This is a genomic window from Prevotella denticola, from assembly GCF_900454835.1.
GTDB classification, from domain to species: domain Bacteria; phylum Bacteroidota; class Bacteroidia; order Bacteroidales; family Bacteroidaceae; genus Prevotella; species Prevotella denticola.
The window spans coordinates 934,255-948,879 of record NZ_UGTM01000002.1 but is presented as its reverse complement, the minus strand read 5'-3'; the positions used below and the strand labels follow the sequence as shown (position 1 = coordinate 948,879).

The following is a 14,625-nucleotide window of genomic DNA, read 5'->3' as shown; positions in this document are numbered from 1 at the left end:
AATTTTTTAGAGCGATGGTCTGTAAGCCGTCCTCTGCGAGTTGTCCTGCCTATATTCATCTTTGTTCTGCTCGGACGGCGTATTCGTCTCCTTCTGCTCGGCAGAATCAGGTGCGGGCGGAGCCAAATCCAGCTGTATCTTCCTGTCCAAGGCTGCGAGTTCGGATTTAAGACCTCTGAGTTCGTCCTCCTTCTTCCACTCCTTCGACACGATGGGCTGCATCTGCGCCACCTTTTGTTCCTGTTCTTCAATACGAGCGTTGTACTGGGCAATCGTCTGTGGAATATGCTCCAACGCGCGTAAAAAGTTCCTTGCCGCCGCTTCCTTATCCGCCTTGGCTATCTGCCCGTGATTGTGCGTGTACTTGTAGTTGCCCTTGATGGAAAAGCGGTTCTGCGTCAACTCCAACCCCTCGCTCAATACCCGCTCCGTGGTCACACTCACCTCAAAGCCGTAAAGCTCGCCGATACGCTGCGGCGCACCACCCGTGTTTATATTCTTGTCAATGTCCTGCAACTTTGCACCGAGGGCTTTCTCATCCCGTGAGGGAAAACCGTCGAGCACGAGGGCATTGAGATAGTTGCCGTCCTTGTCTTTCGCTGCAACCGCCTCGAACTTCTTCCAATCCTCGGACATCTTTTCCTTTGCCGCCCTGTCGAAAGCCAACTGGTTGGTCATTTCCAAGAGCCTGTTCTGGGTTTCGTGCTTGGCGCGGTTGAACGACTTGCGTTCGCTCTCCAAAGCGGCGACTTTCTTTTCTAACCGTGCCTTGTCGAGCAGGTCGGTGTTGCCCGAGAGAATCGCCATATATTCTGAAAAGTTCATGCCCGACTTCTCGTCCATGCTCCCTTCATCGATGGTACGCGCGCCCATCGCCCCGCTTTTGAGTTGTGAGATAAAGGTCTGTTTGCAGTGTAAGAGATTGAACTTATAACTGTCGAGCGACTTTTCCACCGCATAGATAATCACATCGACCTTGTTGTCGGCATAGCGCCGCGCAATCTCATTGCCCTTTCTCACCGCCCGTCCGTCGCGCTGGGCAAGATCGGACGGTCGCCACGGTGTATCGAGATGATGCACCGCCACGGCACGCTGCTGGGCGTTCACACCCGTACCGAGCATGGAGGTGGAGCCGAAGAGCACGCGCACCCGTCCGTCGTTCATCGCCTCGATGACTGCTTTCTTGTTTTTTTCGTTCTTGAACTCCTGTATAAAACGTATCTCATGGGCAGGGATGCCGTAATCCTCCACGAGCTTGCGCTTGATTTCCGAATAAACGCTCCATTGCCCGGGCTGATAGGTGCCCAAGTCTGAAAAGACGAACTGCGTACCCTTTTGTGCATCGTACCTTTGGTAATACTCGGCAATCATCCGGGCGCAGTGGGATGCCTTGTTGTCGGGATGGTCGCCGTAGGTGGGATCGATCATGCGCATATCGAGCGCCATTTTCCTCGCGTAGTCTGTTGCGATGAGCATCTTTGCCTTCTCTTCCGTTTCTGAGAGCTTTTCACGTCCCAGTATCGTGGCGTCGCCCGACTTGGCAAACTCCATGAGTTTTTTGATAAAGACTTCTTGGGCGGGTGTGGGCGGGATGTTGTGCAGTATCTCGTGCTTATCAGGACGGATAACGCCCACATCCTCCGCCGTGCGGTAATCGGTGATTTCGTTGTAAAACGCCGCCAGCTCCGGCACCTTGATGAAATACCGGAAACGCTCTTTCTGAATGATGTTGTTCGTTACGGAGAACTCGAAGTCGGTGGTCTTCTTCGCAAAAATGGCCGCCCACGCGTCAAAGCAGCGGATGTCCTGCCGTTCGAGTTCCTTGGGACGCAGGTACTTGAAGAGCAGGTACAGCTCGGTGAGCGAGTTGGAGATGGTCGTTCCCGAAAGGAACGTCGCCCCCAAGTCCTTGCCCGACCGCTCCTGTATCGTACGGATGGCAAAGAGCAGGTTGAGCGCCTTCTGGCTGCCCTCGCTGTTGCCCAGTCCCGCTACACGGTCATGACGGGTGTTGAACATCAGGTTCTTGAACTGATGGCTCTCGTCGACGAAGATGTGGTCAATGCCCATCTGCGCGAAGTCTGCCACGTCGTCCTTACGGCTGTTGATTTCATGCGCTATCTTTTCGAGCTTCGCCAGTAGGTTGTGCTTGCGTTTTTCCAAACCTTTGAGCATCGAAACAGAAATGTTCCGTCCCTGCCCACGCAACACATCGAGGTTTTCCTCCACCGTGTCGAGTTCTTCTTGCAGGATGTTCTGCCGTATCTCCACCGATTGCGGTATCTTGCCGAACTGGTCGTGGCTCATGATGATGCAGTCATAGTCGTTGTTACGGATGTTATTGAAAAAGCGTACGCGGTTCTGCGTAGAAAAATCCTTTTCGGAGGCATAGAGGATGCGGGCTTGGGGATAGGCAGTCCGGTACGTTGCAGCTATCTCTGCCACGTTCGCCTTCAGTCCGATAATCATCGGCTTATGGGCCAGCGAGAGGCGTTTCATCTCATGGGCTGCAATGCACATGATGAGCGTTTTTCCTGTTCCGACCTCGTGGTCGGCGATGCCGCCTCCGTTCTGCTTGAGCATCCAGATGCAGTCCTTCTGACTGGGATAGACGGCAGAGATGCCGTACTTGCCGCCGAGTGCCTTGAGGTCGAGATCGGGGAAGGTCTGGTGCGAGCCGTCGTACTTCGGCCGTACAAAACAGTTAAACTTGCGGTTGTAGAGGTCGGTGAGCCTGTCCTTGAACTCCTTCGACTGCGCTTCGAGCCAGTCGGTAAAACCGTTTCTTATCTCGTCGATCTTGGCATTGGCCAGCTGTATCTTCTCGGCATCGCGCACCTTGATGTCGTTGCCGTTCTCGTCTTTGCCGATGCACTTCATCATGTTGGGCACGGTATTGTGCAGGGCATGTTTTAAAAGCGACATGCCGTCGTAGCTGCGGTAGTAGCCCTTGACGCAGAACTCTTCGTAGATTTTCACGTTCGTGCGGGTGTTGCTTACCGAGAACTCATCGAGCGAGGGCGAGTAGGCAATCTTGACCTCCGTCTCATACAGGTGGGACATGTAGGCGGCAAACACGCCCGTGGGTATCCACCGCTCCCCGAAGTTGAAGTCGAGGTCAGCAAAGGGTATCTGTTCGGGGACGGCCTCTTCCAATGCGGCGAGGGCTTCGTCCACACGGCTGTCCGCTTCCGTGTGCACCTGCTGCCACTGCCGGATGTCCTCCATCTTGGCAATGACATTACCCGCCACGAAACGGTCTTTGATTTCATAGCCGCCGACGAGCGGATTGAAGAAGACACGCCCTTTGAGCGCCGTGAGCAGTTCCTCCTCGCTGCTGCCCGTCAGCTCCTGCATATAGCCCAGTTCTACACTGCCGTAGCGGTTGAGTGAAAGGGAGAGGGCTTCCTCCGGCGTGTCGGTATGCTCCGTCTGCTGCACGGAGAACGACACAGGATGCTCAAAGATGTCCGACTTGACAAGCTGCCCCTTTTCCTCGCGCTCGATGGCAAGAAGGTTGCGCCCGCCTGCATCCATGAGCACCAGCCCCACGTTTTGTGGGGCGTTGAGGACACCGTAACGCATGACGAACTCGTCGTAGTAGGTGTTCAGGTTCGAGCGAAGCGTGGCATTTTCTTCTTGCCGTTCGGCTTCGTAGGCATACAGCTTTTCGTAGGTGTCGCGGACGTGGATATAGGCCTGCGCCTTTTCTTTGAGCAGAAGAGGTAGATCGAGCGGAGAGAAGACTGCACCGTAGGACGTGAGGTTTTTGAGCACGCCGACCTGATTGCCATAGTCCAAGGAATACTCATCCACAAGCGTACCCTCCTTGTAATGGGGTTGCAGCTTTTGTGTCAGCACACGGGGCGCGAGCATTTCTTCTTTTGAAGGTGTCAAAGTAGAAATGCCCGATATGGAAGCAGACATCTTTGTTGTCTCTTCCTTTTTATTTTTCTCTTCCTCGACATTCTCTTTCTCCACACGCTCCCTTGATGCAATGGCATCCTTATCTGCCTGCACTTCCTGCCTGCCTACCTGTAAAGCTCTTGCCCGCTGTTCGGGCGTCATGTCCATCATCACCTCATAAAAGCCGTTGATGGGCGGGTTGGTCTCCCAGTCGAGTCCGGCATAGAGGTCGTTTGCTTCTGACTTCTTCGGCGTGGCATCGAACAGGCTTCGTTCCTTGGGCTTGCTTTTGGCCGTTTTCTCTTTTGCTTTTGGCTTTGTCTTCGTTTTCTCCGCTTTCTCCCTTTTCTGTTTCTTGCCCGTTGTAGCCTGTTTTTGTTCTGCTACGGTAAACTCCCAAAGATCGAACAAGGTCAGCATGGGGCTGGGGGAACCTGCCTGCTGTGATTGACTTTCTCTGACGGTTTCAGAAGAAGCCTTCTCTTTTTCACTGGTTTGTGTTTGAACGGGAGAAACAGAAGTCTTCTGTACAGAAGCCCCCTGCAAAGATATATTCTGCGTCTTCTCTTCAATCTTCACCTCCTGCCCATATCGCTGCAAGTCCAATCGCATTTGGATATCCTGCGACAGTATTCTGCGTAGGTCACGGGCGATACCCTCCACGCCGCCCTCGTGCAGGTAGACCATCGCCGGCTTGCCATAAAGGTCGGTGGAGCGTTTTTCTTCAGTACGGACAATACGATCGAGATGACGGAGGAAATACGCATTCGCAGGGATGTTATCCCGATTTTCTTTTGCAGGCTCAGCCAGCAGCTTTTCGTCTTCCGAGAGTTCCTTCTTGCCGACACGTTTTCGCAAGACGAGCAGGTCGCAGCCGGCCTCCGTACCTGCATTTTCAGTAAAAAGGTTGTTGGGCATGCGCACGGCGGAGAGCAGGTCGGCTTGATTCAGCATCAACCGGCGCACGGCACTGTTACTGTCCGCATTCAGTACGCCCTGCGGAACGAGAAGCGCGACGATGCCGCCATCTCTCACCGTATCGAGTGTTTTCAGACAGAAATAATTGTGTATCTTCTTGGCAGCCGCCCTGCGCACTGCCGAGCCTTTCTCGAACTGCGCATCGAACACGGCAACATCGCCGAAGGGAACGTTTGAGACGGCCACATCGAAGTATTCCTCGAAAGGCTTTTCTATTCGCTCAAAACCTTCGATGCGCACCCGCTGTTCGGGATAAAGATGCGAGAGTATCTTGCCCGTCAGCAGGTCTTTCTCGAATGCCATGACCTCCGCCTGTGGGTTGTCCTTCAAAAAGGCATCCACGAAAGCACCGCGACCGGCTGAGGGTTCCAACATACGAAGAGGGGCGATACCGTTTTCGTTAAATACGCCACTGATAGTCTCCGTTATCTCAGCAGGTGTATAGAACGCTGTAAGCACGGAGGATTTCAAGCTGTCCATGTATCGCTTGTATGTCCGTTCATCGGCACTGTTCTCGCGGATCAGTCGGTGCAGCTCCGCCGTGGGGGCGAAGAGGTCGAGGTCGGACTTCGCCCACTGCGCGGCGTCCGCCAGACTGCCGGCGGGATTGAGGATGCACTTCAATCCGCCGAAACCGCAATAACGCTCCAACGCCTGTCGCTCTTCGGCGGTGGGCATGCGCTGTTCTCTGTCCAAGGCAAAGGCGGTGCGTATCGCCTCGATGTTGCCCGAGAGTCTTGCTTTCCTGTTAAATGCCATGACGTTCGAGATAAAGTACGACCATTCCCGTGATTTCGGTGTAAAGACTCTCCTCCGTGCGTTCGCTCTGCGCGCACAGCTGCCTTACCTGTGGCAGCAACGCCTCGGCGGTTGCCTCGCGGGCTTCCAAAGGCACTTCGCCCTCGAACTCGTTTTCGAGCACATCCGTAAGCAAAGTGTAAGCCGAGCGGTGCAGCCCGTCAAGCAAAGCTTCCATTGCCAGCTCCTGCGCGCCGTCAACGGAATAGCCCTCGCACCGTGCCCATCCGAACGTTTCGGCGGCAAGGGCGGCGCGGCTGTCGATAAAATCGGCATTCGAGGCCTGTTCAAATCTGTTCTCTTGAAGATAGTGTCGCAGGTAGAGTCCGTAATAGGACAGCTCCTGCCCATTGTCTGATTGTTTCATGATGCTGTTTGTTTAGTTGGTTCCCGTTTGCTTCCCTATAGGCAAAGCTGTTGCTTTCCTACTGCACTTCTCATAGCTCTTCTACTGATACTTCCAAATTATCCTCGTGATGAGAAATATTTCTCTACACGATGAGACGAAATTATCTTCACGATGATAAATATTTCTCATCACGAGGATAATTCGACAGACTCGGTTGCTCTTGCATCGCACTCCTTATCCGAACATCTTTGCAGATATTATATAAGGGAAAGAGAAGTAAAAAGGGAAGAAAACGGGATATGTACAAAAGGCACCCGGTGTCCCCACCGAGTGCCAACCACTAAATCCACAGTAAAGTAATAAAACAGTCATCTAAAGAAAGAAAACGCTTTATGAACTGTGAACAGTGGCAAAAGTACGCATTATTTTCCGTTTTTCCTACCCTTTGACTTGTTTTTTGTATCATCGAAGATGAACTTTATTCTAAACTCCTCGTCGAAGGCAAGGGCTGCATCGAAGGATTTACCCTGCTTGCTTTTGAAACCATGCAGCACGGCGGTACGCCCCTCGGTGAGCAGGTCGGTGATCTCCTTGTCGGAGAGCAGCTTGCCCGCCACCTGTCGGAAGAGGGGCAGGGCGCAGGCCTCGTTGTCGCACTTGACCACCTTGGCATAGAACCGCATACTGCCCTTGCCGCATTTGGGACAGGCAAAAGTGGTCTCACGGGCGCGAAAAAGCTTTTCGGAGGCGAGCAGGTCGGCGGTTATCCGGCGCGTATAGGCTTCTATCTCGGTATTGAAGTCGGCGGAGGCTTTCTCACCCCGTTCTATACGTGCGAGCTCGGCTTCCCACCTGCCCGTCATCTCCACATTGGCGATGTCCATGCCCTTGACGATGGAATAGAGTGCAAGTCCCTTTTCGGTGGGCACAAGCGTCTTTTTCACACGCACCATGTATTCGCGTTTGAGCAGCGTCTCGATGATGGCGGCACGGGTGGCAGGCGTACCGATGCCACAGTCCTTGATAGCCTGCCGCAGGGTATCGTCTTCTATCTCCTTACCCGCTGTCTCCATAGCAGCCAACAATGTCGCTTCGGTGTGGAGTGGTTTGGGCTTGGTCTTTCCCTCTGTGATGGAGCAGGCGGAAAGGGACAGCACGTCGCCCTCCTTCCAGTCGGGCAGGATTGTGTCGCCGTCCGTATCGCCACAGACACCGCGCCAGCCCGACTGTCGGATGACACTGCCCTTAACCGTGAACGCCGTGTCGCAGCATTTCTCGCCATCGCATGTCAATACATCCGTCCTGACGGTGGTGACTTCCTTGATGCAGGGTGCAGAAAAAGCTTCGACCAACCGTGCGGCAATCATGCGGTAGACGGTCAGCTCGTCCTTGTAGATGCCGATGGGGTGCAGTCCCGTGGTGAGCAGGGCGTGGTGGTCGGTCACCTTGCCGGCATCCACGCTGCGACGGGCGAGCGTATCTATATGGCTGACATGACTTCCCAACTGTTCGTCGCGTTGCAGCTTTTCGAGCAGCTTGGGGATGGTCTCGAAAACATCGTCGGGAATATAGCGGCTGCTCGTGCGGGGATAGGTGATGAGCTTGGCCTCGTAGAGCTTTTGGGCAATGGCGAGCGTCTGCTCCGCCGTGAGTCCGTAGCGGCTGTTGGCTTCCTTTTGCAGGGTGGTGAGGTCGTAAAGCAGGGGCGGTTCTTCGGTTTTCTGCTTATGCTCTACCTGCGTGATACGGACTTCTTTGCATGTTTCCTTGATACGCTTGTAAAGGCCGTTTGCCGCTTCGCCGTCCTTCCACTTTTCCTCGGAGGTGAATTTCACCACCTCTTCCCCTTCGCCTTTCACGGCAAGATGGAGCTGCCAGAAGGTTTCGGGCGTAAAGCGTCTGTTCTCCCAATAGCGGGCGCAGACCATCGCCAGCGTGGGTGTCTGTACGCGACCGACGGAGTAGGTGCCCCGACCGGCGGCAAGGCTGAGCGCCTGCGTGCCGTTGATGCCCACGAGCCAGTCGGCTTCGCTGCGGGCACGGGCGGCAAGGTAGAGGTTGTCGTAGTCTGCTCCATTACGCAGGTTATTGAGTTCCTCGCGGATGGCCTTGTCGGTCAGCGAGCTGATCCACAGGCGGTTGAAAGGCGTGTGGCAGTCGATGTATTGGTAGAGATAGCGGAAGATGAGTTCGCCCTCTCGTCCGGCATCGGTCGCCACGATGATGCGCTCACTCTCTTCAAAGAGCCGCCGGATGATGTCGATTTGTTTGAGCACGCCGCTGTCGGGCTTGCAGCCTTTCTCTGTCTTTTCTGCTCTGGCGATAAGTTTGAACGCCTCGGGGATGACAGGCAGGGCGTCGCGGTTAAAGCCTTTTATGCCGTAGGCTTCGGGCAGGGCGAGCTGCACAAGGTGCCCGAACGCCCACGTCACGGCATAGCCGTTGCCCGTGAAATAACCTTCTTCCCGTTTGCGGGCGTCCACCACGCGGGCTATCTCGCGGGCGACGCTCGGCTTTTCTGCAATGATTGTCTTCATTTTGTTTTCTTTTTATTGTTGATGTTGTTTCTTGATGATGGATACTGTATTGGATGTTAGTGGTCGGCACCGGGGTTACATGCGGATGCCCTTGGCCTTCTTGGGTTCATTCTTCTGCTGCTGTGCCTGCTGTTCGTTTTTCGGGGCAACCTGCCCTTTCTCGATGGGCTGCTGTATGTGCTTGGTCGCCTCGTTGGTTTTGCCCTCGTTGTTGACGGCAACCTGCACGCGGCTTTCATTGGATGGGGCAACGCTTTGGGCAAGGTCTGGATTTTGGTTGTGGGTAAAGGGACGACCTTTATCGTAGTTGAACTTGAGGTACATCGTGCAGGGCTGCCCTTTCTTGTCGAGCACGTTCTCCAACTTGACGGCTTTGCCTTGGCAGTAATCCTTCTTCTGTTCGTCGCTGAACTGAATGTTCTTCCACTTGCCGATGGGGCGTATCTTGCCGTCATCGGTCGTCCAACGGTTCTCGCGCTGCTTGGGACTTTCGCTTTTCTGTCCCTGCATGGTATCGCCGTCCTGCCGTTGCTGTTTTCTCGGGCTGCGCCCGCTGCCGGGAACGAACTCGACGCCGCGTTGCTCAACATTCACTTGCAGGGTGACGGTAAACTTGCGACCATTTTCCAACTCGATTTCCTTGCCTTTGAGCGGTGCACCTGTCAGCAGCAGGGCTTTTTCTGTTTCGGAGAGCACCGTCTTGCCGATGGTGTCGCGCATGCGCACCCGGTTGGCGGCGATATCGATCAGCTCATGGGTCTGGCGGTCGATACTCACGAACGATGGTTTGAGTTCACCTGTTTCAGTGTTTGCAAGGTCTACGATACGGCCGAGGTTGCCCGTCTCTTTCAGGTTGCGCTTATCCTCCTCGGTGAAACGGTGCCCCTTGTATTCGAGGTCGAGGTTGGGAGCGGTCTGCACCAAGTGCGGTACAAGGCGCACCGTACCGTCTTCCTGCACCTTGAAGGCAAGACGGGCGGCGGTCTCGAAGGTCTGCCCGTCGAACTTCGGAGCGACACTCACCAAGTCGGACTTGCCATAGTTGAGCATCCGTTTCAAGTTGCCCGACTTCTCCAGCTCGTCGCGTTTGATGCCCCATTTCTCTTCCAGCTCCTGCCAGTTGATTTTGCTCTCGTCGATGGGCTTGTAGGTACTTTCCTTTTTCTGACCGTTGCCGTCATTCGTTTTCTCTTGCCCGACGGCTTCTTGTGCTACCTGCGGCTGTTCCTGTTTCTCTTTCATTTCTTCTGTGGGGTTTGTGGGTTGTTGATTTTGCTGTTGACTTTGTTGTTGTTCTTCCTGTACTGCCTTATGATAAGGTGTCATGTCGATTTTGTGCGGGGCGAGCAGTTCGCGGTTGCCCTCGGGATTTTTGAGCAGGTCTTTCATCACTTCGATGAGTTTGTCCGCCTGCTCGGCCGCCACACGGTAGAAGCCGAAGCGAGAGGGCTCCTTGCACTGCCGCATGAAGTTGAGGAAGAAGTTGTCCAAGATGTCGCCCCCGCGGTCGAACTTCAGGAAGTCCTGAGCGTGCTCTGCTTTCGGGGGCACACGCTTGGGTGTTCCGTCACTGCCGAGGCCGGCGATGACACCGATCTCTCCCGTCTTCTCGTCGCGGACGAGCAAGACGTCCTGTTCTTTTGTTTTCTTTGCCATTTTTACTTACGTTTATTTTGTTGTTTATTCAATCATTCATCATAAGCCCTTATCATATTTTGAATAGTTCCATTGTGTCCGGTAGTTTCCTACCTGACGGTTTTATATACTTTTCGATAAAGTCATGCACATCGTGGAGCTTATAATAGATCTTATGCTTCAGCTGAAAATAGGGAATCATTTTCGAAGTACGGTAACGCTGCAAGGTCCGTTTGCTGACGTGGAGGAGGTCGCACAGGTCTTGGTTGTCCAACAGGTGCTCACACTCTTCCTGATGCGAAGCATGCAGTTCCTCATCAATCTTATGCACGATCAACTCCAATTCTTTGTCCTGTCTGTTGAGGTGTTCCGAGATGTCTTGCATCATTTCCAAAAGCCTCGTGTCATAGTCTATATTCCTCATATACAATCATTTAAGTGAGACTTTACCTGTACGCAGGTTGAAGTGTTGTCGTAGTCCCTCGATGGTGGCAGGATCGCCCTTGAGACGTCCCTCATCGATGATGCGCCCGACTTCGCGGGCGGAATAGAGATACTTACCGCGCAGGATGACGAAGTCGATACGCTTCTCGCTGCGCAGGCGTTGCAGGGTTCGGGTACTGACATGCAGGATTTCCGCTGCTTCACGGGTGTTAAGCAGGGTGTCGGGAATCCCTTGCACACTTCGGGTTGCCTCCAGTCTTTCAATATGAGAGGCAATACTTTCGATGCGGCCCATCAGCTGCTGATAGGCGACGCTTTCCATTGTGATTACTTCCATATTCATCATTTTAGTGAACTTATACCTGAATTGTCGGATAGACTGTGGCAACGTCTCCCAAGCATTTTTTGCAGGTCACTTTCCCTGTAAAGGATTTTCCCGCCTAAACGGAAAAAGGGAAGGTTGCCGCTGTGCCGGTACTCCTGCAGGGTTCTGCGACTGACCCGCAGCAGTGCCGATACGTCCCTGTCGGTGAGATACCGCTCGCCGTTGAGTGGTGGGCGGCAATTCCCCAAAAGAGATGATAGTCCCTTATGAATATTCTCGAAAGAGTGGAGCAGGGAGAATATCGGTTCGTCTTGTTCGGTCAATACATTTTCTTTCATTTGTCTGTGGATATAGCGGTGTCATATTTTTTCTTGTTTATGGGTCTCTTCTTTGCAGCTTAGCAGAAAGTCCTCGATATCCTTTGCCTTGTAATAGAACTTACGTCCTATTTGGGCATAGTTCAGACGGCGACTGTTCCTGAGAGTCTGCAAGCGGCGGGGACTGATGTGCAACCGACGGCAGACGCCTTCACCGTCCAGCCAAGCATTCGCTGGTTTTCCGTTGTTCATCGCACAGAGCGCGTTGACTTGTTTTTCCAAAGCAAGAGCATCCGATACGATCTTCTCGAATGTCTTTTTCTCAATGATAATTACTTCCATTTCTGTTTTGTTTAATGAATACATTACAAAATTATAGCATTATCTGCATTCTCGGTCTGTTTTGGTAGCATGTGGCAGCTTGTGGCGTCGTTATGGAGACAATAGAGACAACAAAATGACAGAAAACAACTCGGGCGGACAGTTTTTCTGGTGAAAACCGTCCGCCCGTTGTCGTTCTTTTTCGTTTCTCGGATTTTGTTTCTTGAATAGCGTATTCGAATAGTGTTTTGTTATCTCTGCCGATTCAGCATTCCAACCCGCTACCGACATAGAGTAGCAAGGAGGCTACCTGTCGGCTGTCTTTTGTAATCCGTTGTGTTATCCATCTGCGAAACTTTGCCGCAAATCCCGTATGAAGATAAAAGGAAATGGCGATGATGGCCTCCAAGGAATAGACCTCGGCAGCATAACCGTTTTCAAGGGGCATATATCTCGTGCTGTGGCAGGTTGGCATGGCACTGTCTTTCAGTACGCGGTTGATGGCTGCCCGTATCTCACCCTGCGTGGCGTAGAAGAGTTCCGCCAGTTCCCACTCGCTCATCCAGATGGCGGCACCCGTGATACAAAATTCATTCTCTTTCAAATAAATGATGTCTCGTTGTTTCATCGTTCGTTCCTCCTTTTTATATATATATTGTTTGGATGTTGTCATAATAAAAGCATTTTTTATTTTTCGTACCATTACGCAAAAGTCTCTGAGGTGACGAATTCACTGATGTCGGCAAGTTTCTCCGAGAGTATATTCATTTCCTTGTTCAGCTTCTCGTTGGTAATCTTGGCGTATATCTGCGTGCTGGAGATACACTTGTGCCCCAATACGCTGCTGACGGACTCGATAGGCATGCCGTTGGAAAGGCATACCACCGTTGCCATCGTATGGCGCGCCATGTGCCAAGTAATGTGTTTGTGGATGCAGCATTTCTTCATGACGGTACGTAGTATTATTTTGCAGGAATTATAGGCCGGGACGGGAAAGACACGCCCGTCGTCGCACAGGCCTTTGTACTTCTTCATGATTTGAAGGGGAATGTCAAGCAGGCGGACGTTTGTTTCCACACCTGTTTTCTGTCGATGGGTGTGTATCCATACACTGCCGTCGAGCGGGTTGGACACGATATTTTCCTCCCGAAGGTTCTTCAGGTCTATATAAGCCAGTCCCGTGAAAGCACAGAAAAGGAACAGATCGCGGATGAATGTCCGCTTGAAGTTCATCTTCGGGGCGTTGATAAGCTGTCCGAGTTCCTCCTTGGTAAGGAATCCTTTTTCTGTTTCCTCTTTCGGCACACTGCAGTCAGGGAATGGATAACGCATCAGCCAGCCGTTTTCTACCGCCCTGTGCAGCAGCATGCGGACGGGACAGGAATATACCCAGACAGAGTTGCAATGCAGGTGTTTTTCTGCAAGCAGGTAAGTCTCAAAATCGGTAATGAATGTTGGTTGAATTTCTTTCAATGCAATGTCACTCACATGATAGCGTGATTGCAGGAAGTCCTTTAGGTGACTGTATACGGCATGGTATTTTGTCAACGTGCTCTTTGCTTTCATGCCACAGTCGACTTTCTTGGCATAATCTTCCATGAAGTGGTCATAAATCTTTATGAGTGTCTGGCAGCGGTATTCCAAACCAAGGAAAGCATTCCTGACTTTCTCGGCCGTGACAAAATTGTCGCGCTCCATGATTTCCTGATAATGCCTTGTGATACCTGCACGGAGTTTATCGAGCATCCGGTTGACTTCCCGTGCCGTTACACTCTTACCAATCGCACGACCACCCTTGATGCCCCAGAGGTTCGGTTCGATGGATACCTTGCAGCTGAACTGCACCTGTGTGCCGTCCACGGTGATGCGTCCCATGATGGGCGATGTACCGTCTTTCTTTACCTTGTCTTTCTTCAAATAGAAGATGACTGAAAATGTACTTCTCATTGCTTTTGTTCCTTTCGTTTGCAAAATTATTTACTGTGGAGCAGTTGTCCACTAAGCAAATCGAGGGGAACGCGGAATAAGAAACCGATGGGTTGGAATTTTCAGCCTAACAGCCTATTTCAAAGCGAATTTCCTTGATTTTCCACCTATCTATCATTACCCTTGCAGGGGTTACGAATAGGAGACGGAACGCTGTCACAGTTTGGCATAAAGACCGTACACGGTTGGCATTACGCTGCTTTCCAAAGCCCTTTTAAGTCTTTGATTGATAACATTATCGCTACATTTTTCCGTTTTTCATATTTTATATGTACTTTTCCTCAGGTAAATAGTCTTGTTTCTTAAATTTCCTGTCATAAGATGTTCCGTTTCATATATTATTTGTACATTTGCTCCGGCCATAAGTCCGCCCGTCCTAAGTCGAGCCGTCCCGGTCTCCGTCGTCGGGTGAAGAACCTGACTTGGCCTGTGAAAAAAAGAAGTATTATGGATTCAGACCATTCTCTAATATGTACACTTATCAATATCCGCATCCGGCAGTAACGGCAGACTGTCTGGTGTTTGCACACACTGCCGAAGGGATGAAACTGCTCTTGATACAGCGCAGAAATGAGCCGTGCAAGGGAATGTGGGCTTTCCCGGGCGGCTTCATGAATATCGACGAGACGACTGCCCGGGCTGCACGCCGGGAGCTGGAGGAAGAAACCGGTCTGACGGTCGGCGGACTGTACCGGGTCGGTGTCTTTGATGCTGTAGACCGTGACCCGCGTGAGCGAATTATCACCGTAGCATATTACACGGTTCTTGACAGCCCCGTAACAGTCAAGGGACAGGACGATGCGGCGCAGGCCGGATGGTTCCTGCTGTCAGACCTCCCTTGCCTTGCCTTCGACCATGCCGAGATACTCAAAGAGGCTGAACGGCTGATGGAGGGGCGTGCCACTGCTGGAACGGCATTCTGAACGCTTCATCTGGGAACAGGAAAAACATGATAGAAGCGTTTTCTGTCGGATGAGACAGGGTGGGGAGGACTTTGCTGAGAGTATGCCATTCTGTATTTTCTGTCAT

At 52.4% G+C, this 14,625-nt stretch carries 11 protein-coding genes; 1 reads left to right on the top strand and 10 read right to left on the bottom strand.

What is annotated here, in order from left to right; translation table 11 throughout:
• Window positions 1-6 precede the first annotated feature (6 nt).
• From DYH27_RS12075 to DYH27_RS12030, 10 genes are all read right to left on the bottom strand, one after another.
• Window positions 7-5,643, bottom strand: coding sequence for a helicase-related protein (locus DYH27_RS12075; protein WP_025067454.1), 5,637 nt, complete (start codon window positions 5,641-5,643; stop codon window positions 7-9).
• Window positions 5,633-6,049: a DUF1896 family protein gene (locus tag DYH27_RS12070; protein ID WP_025067453.1), complete on the bottom strand. Its 417-nt coding sequence runs from the start codon at window positions 6,047-6,049 to the stop codon at window positions 5,633-5,635. The genes DYH27_RS12075 and DYH27_RS12070 overlap by 11 nt, the downstream gene beginning before the upstream one ends.
• A 404-nt stretch (window positions 6,050-6,453) precedes the next feature.
• A complete protein-coding gene (locus tag DYH27_RS12065) occupies window positions 6,454-8,568 on the bottom strand; it encodes a type IA DNA topoisomerase (RefSeq protein WP_025067452.1) in 2,115 nt (704 codons plus the stop codon).
• Between the two features lie 75 nt (window positions 8,569-8,643).
• On the bottom strand, window positions 8,644-10,224 hold the full coding sequence (locus tag DYH27_RS12060; protein ID WP_029216419.1) for a DUF4099 domain-containing protein: 1,581 nt from the start codon (window positions 10,222-10,224) through the stop codon (window positions 8,644-8,646).
• Window positions 10,225-10,276: 52 nt separating this feature from the next.
• Window positions 10,277-10,627, bottom strand: coding sequence for a helix-turn-helix domain-containing protein (locus DYH27_RS12055; RefSeq protein WP_244595182.1), 351 nt, complete (start codon window positions 10,625-10,627; stop codon window positions 10,277-10,279).
• 6 nt (window positions 10,628-10,633) lie between these two features.
• Complete coding sequence (locus DYH27_RS12050; RefSeq protein WP_023983521.1) at window positions 10,634-10,984, bottom strand: helix-turn-helix domain-containing protein; 351 nt, start codon at window positions 10,982-10,984, stop codon at window positions 10,634-10,636.
• Window positions 10,985-10,989: 5 nt separating this feature from the next.
• Window positions 10,990-11,310: a helix-turn-helix domain-containing protein gene (locus DYH27_RS12045; protein WP_081458228.1), complete on the bottom strand. Its 321-nt coding sequence runs from the start codon at window positions 11,308-11,310 to the stop codon at window positions 10,990-10,992.
• A gap of 21 nt (window positions 11,311-11,331) precedes the next feature.
• Window positions 11,332-11,631 carry a helix-turn-helix domain-containing protein gene (locus tag DYH27_RS12040; protein ID WP_025067450.1) on the bottom strand — a complete coding sequence of 100 codons (300 nt, stop codon included), beginning with the start codon at window positions 11,629-11,631 and terminating at the stop codon, window positions 11,332-11,334.
• Window positions 11,632-11,875: 244 nt separating this feature from the next.
• The gene (locus DYH27_RS12035; protein WP_244595181.1) at window positions 11,876-12,283 is read right to left on the bottom strand and encodes a hypothetical protein; all 408 of its coding nucleotides are present in this window, start codon (window positions 12,281-12,283) and stop codon (window positions 11,876-11,878) included.
• Between the two features lie 29 nt (window positions 12,284-12,312).
• The gene (locus tag DYH27_RS12030; RefSeq protein WP_025067448.1) at window positions 12,313-13,557 is read right to left on the bottom strand and encodes a site-specific integrase; all 1,245 of its coding nucleotides are present in this window, start codon (window positions 13,555-13,557) and stop codon (window positions 12,313-12,315) included.
• 509 nt (window positions 13,558-14,066) lie between these two features.
• On the opposite strand from DYH27_RS12030, the gene DYH27_RS12025 reads away from it, so the two are divergent.
• Window positions 14,067-14,519 (top strand): NUDIX domain-containing protein, encoded by a 453-nt coding sequence (locus DYH27_RS12025; protein WP_025067447.1) that lies wholly within the window; start codon window positions 14,067-14,069, stop codon window positions 14,517-14,519.
• Window positions 14,520-14,625 lie beyond the last annotated feature (106 nt).

What these genes read in the sequence shown, in the direction of transcription:
- DYH27_RS12035 (WP_244595181.1), bottom strand. Translation starts at nt 12,283, where the DNA reads ATGACAACATCCAAACAATATATATATAAAAAGGAGGAACGAACGATG.
- DYH27_RS12040 (WP_025067450.1), bottom strand. Translation starts at nt 11,631, where the DNA reads ATGGAAGTAATTATCATTGAGAAAAAGACATTCGAGAAGATCGTATCG.
- DYH27_RS12070 (WP_025067453.1), bottom strand. Translation starts at nt 6,049, where the DNA reads ATGAAACAATCAGACAATGGGCAGGAGCTGTCCTATTACGGACTCTAC.
- DYH27_RS12050 (WP_023983521.1), bottom strand. Translation starts at nt 10,984, where the DNA reads ATGGAAGTAATCACAATGGAAAGCGTCGCCTATCAGCAGCTGATGGGC.
- DYH27_RS12030 (WP_025067448.1), bottom strand. Translation starts at nt 13,557, where the DNA reads ATGAGAAGTACATTTTCAGTCATCTTCTATTTGAAGAAAGACAAGGTA.
- DYH27_RS12065 (WP_025067452.1), bottom strand. Translation starts at nt 8,568, where the DNA reads ATGAAGACAATCATTGCAGAAAAGCCGAGCGTCGCCCGCGAGATAGCC.
- DYH27_RS12060 (WP_029216419.1), bottom strand. Translation starts at nt 10,224, where the DNA reads ATGGCAAAGAAAACAAAAGAACAGGACGTCTTGCTCGTCCGCGACGAG.
- DYH27_RS12045 (WP_081458228.1), bottom strand. Translation starts at nt 11,310, where the DNA reads ATGAAAGAAAATGTATTGACCGAACAAGACGAACCGATATTCTCCCTG.
- DYH27_RS12075 (WP_025067454.1), bottom strand. Translation starts at nt 5,643, where the DNA reads ATGGCATTTAACAGGAAAGCAAGACTCTCGGGCAACATCGAGGCGATA.
- DYH27_RS12025 (WP_025067447.1), top strand. Translation starts at nt 14,067, where the DNA reads ATGTACACTTATCAATATCCGCATCCGGCAGTAACGGCAGACTGTCTG.
- DYH27_RS12055 (WP_244595182.1), bottom strand. Translation starts at nt 10,627, where the DNA reads ATGAGGAATATAGACTATGACACGAGGCTTTTGGAAATGATGCAAGAC.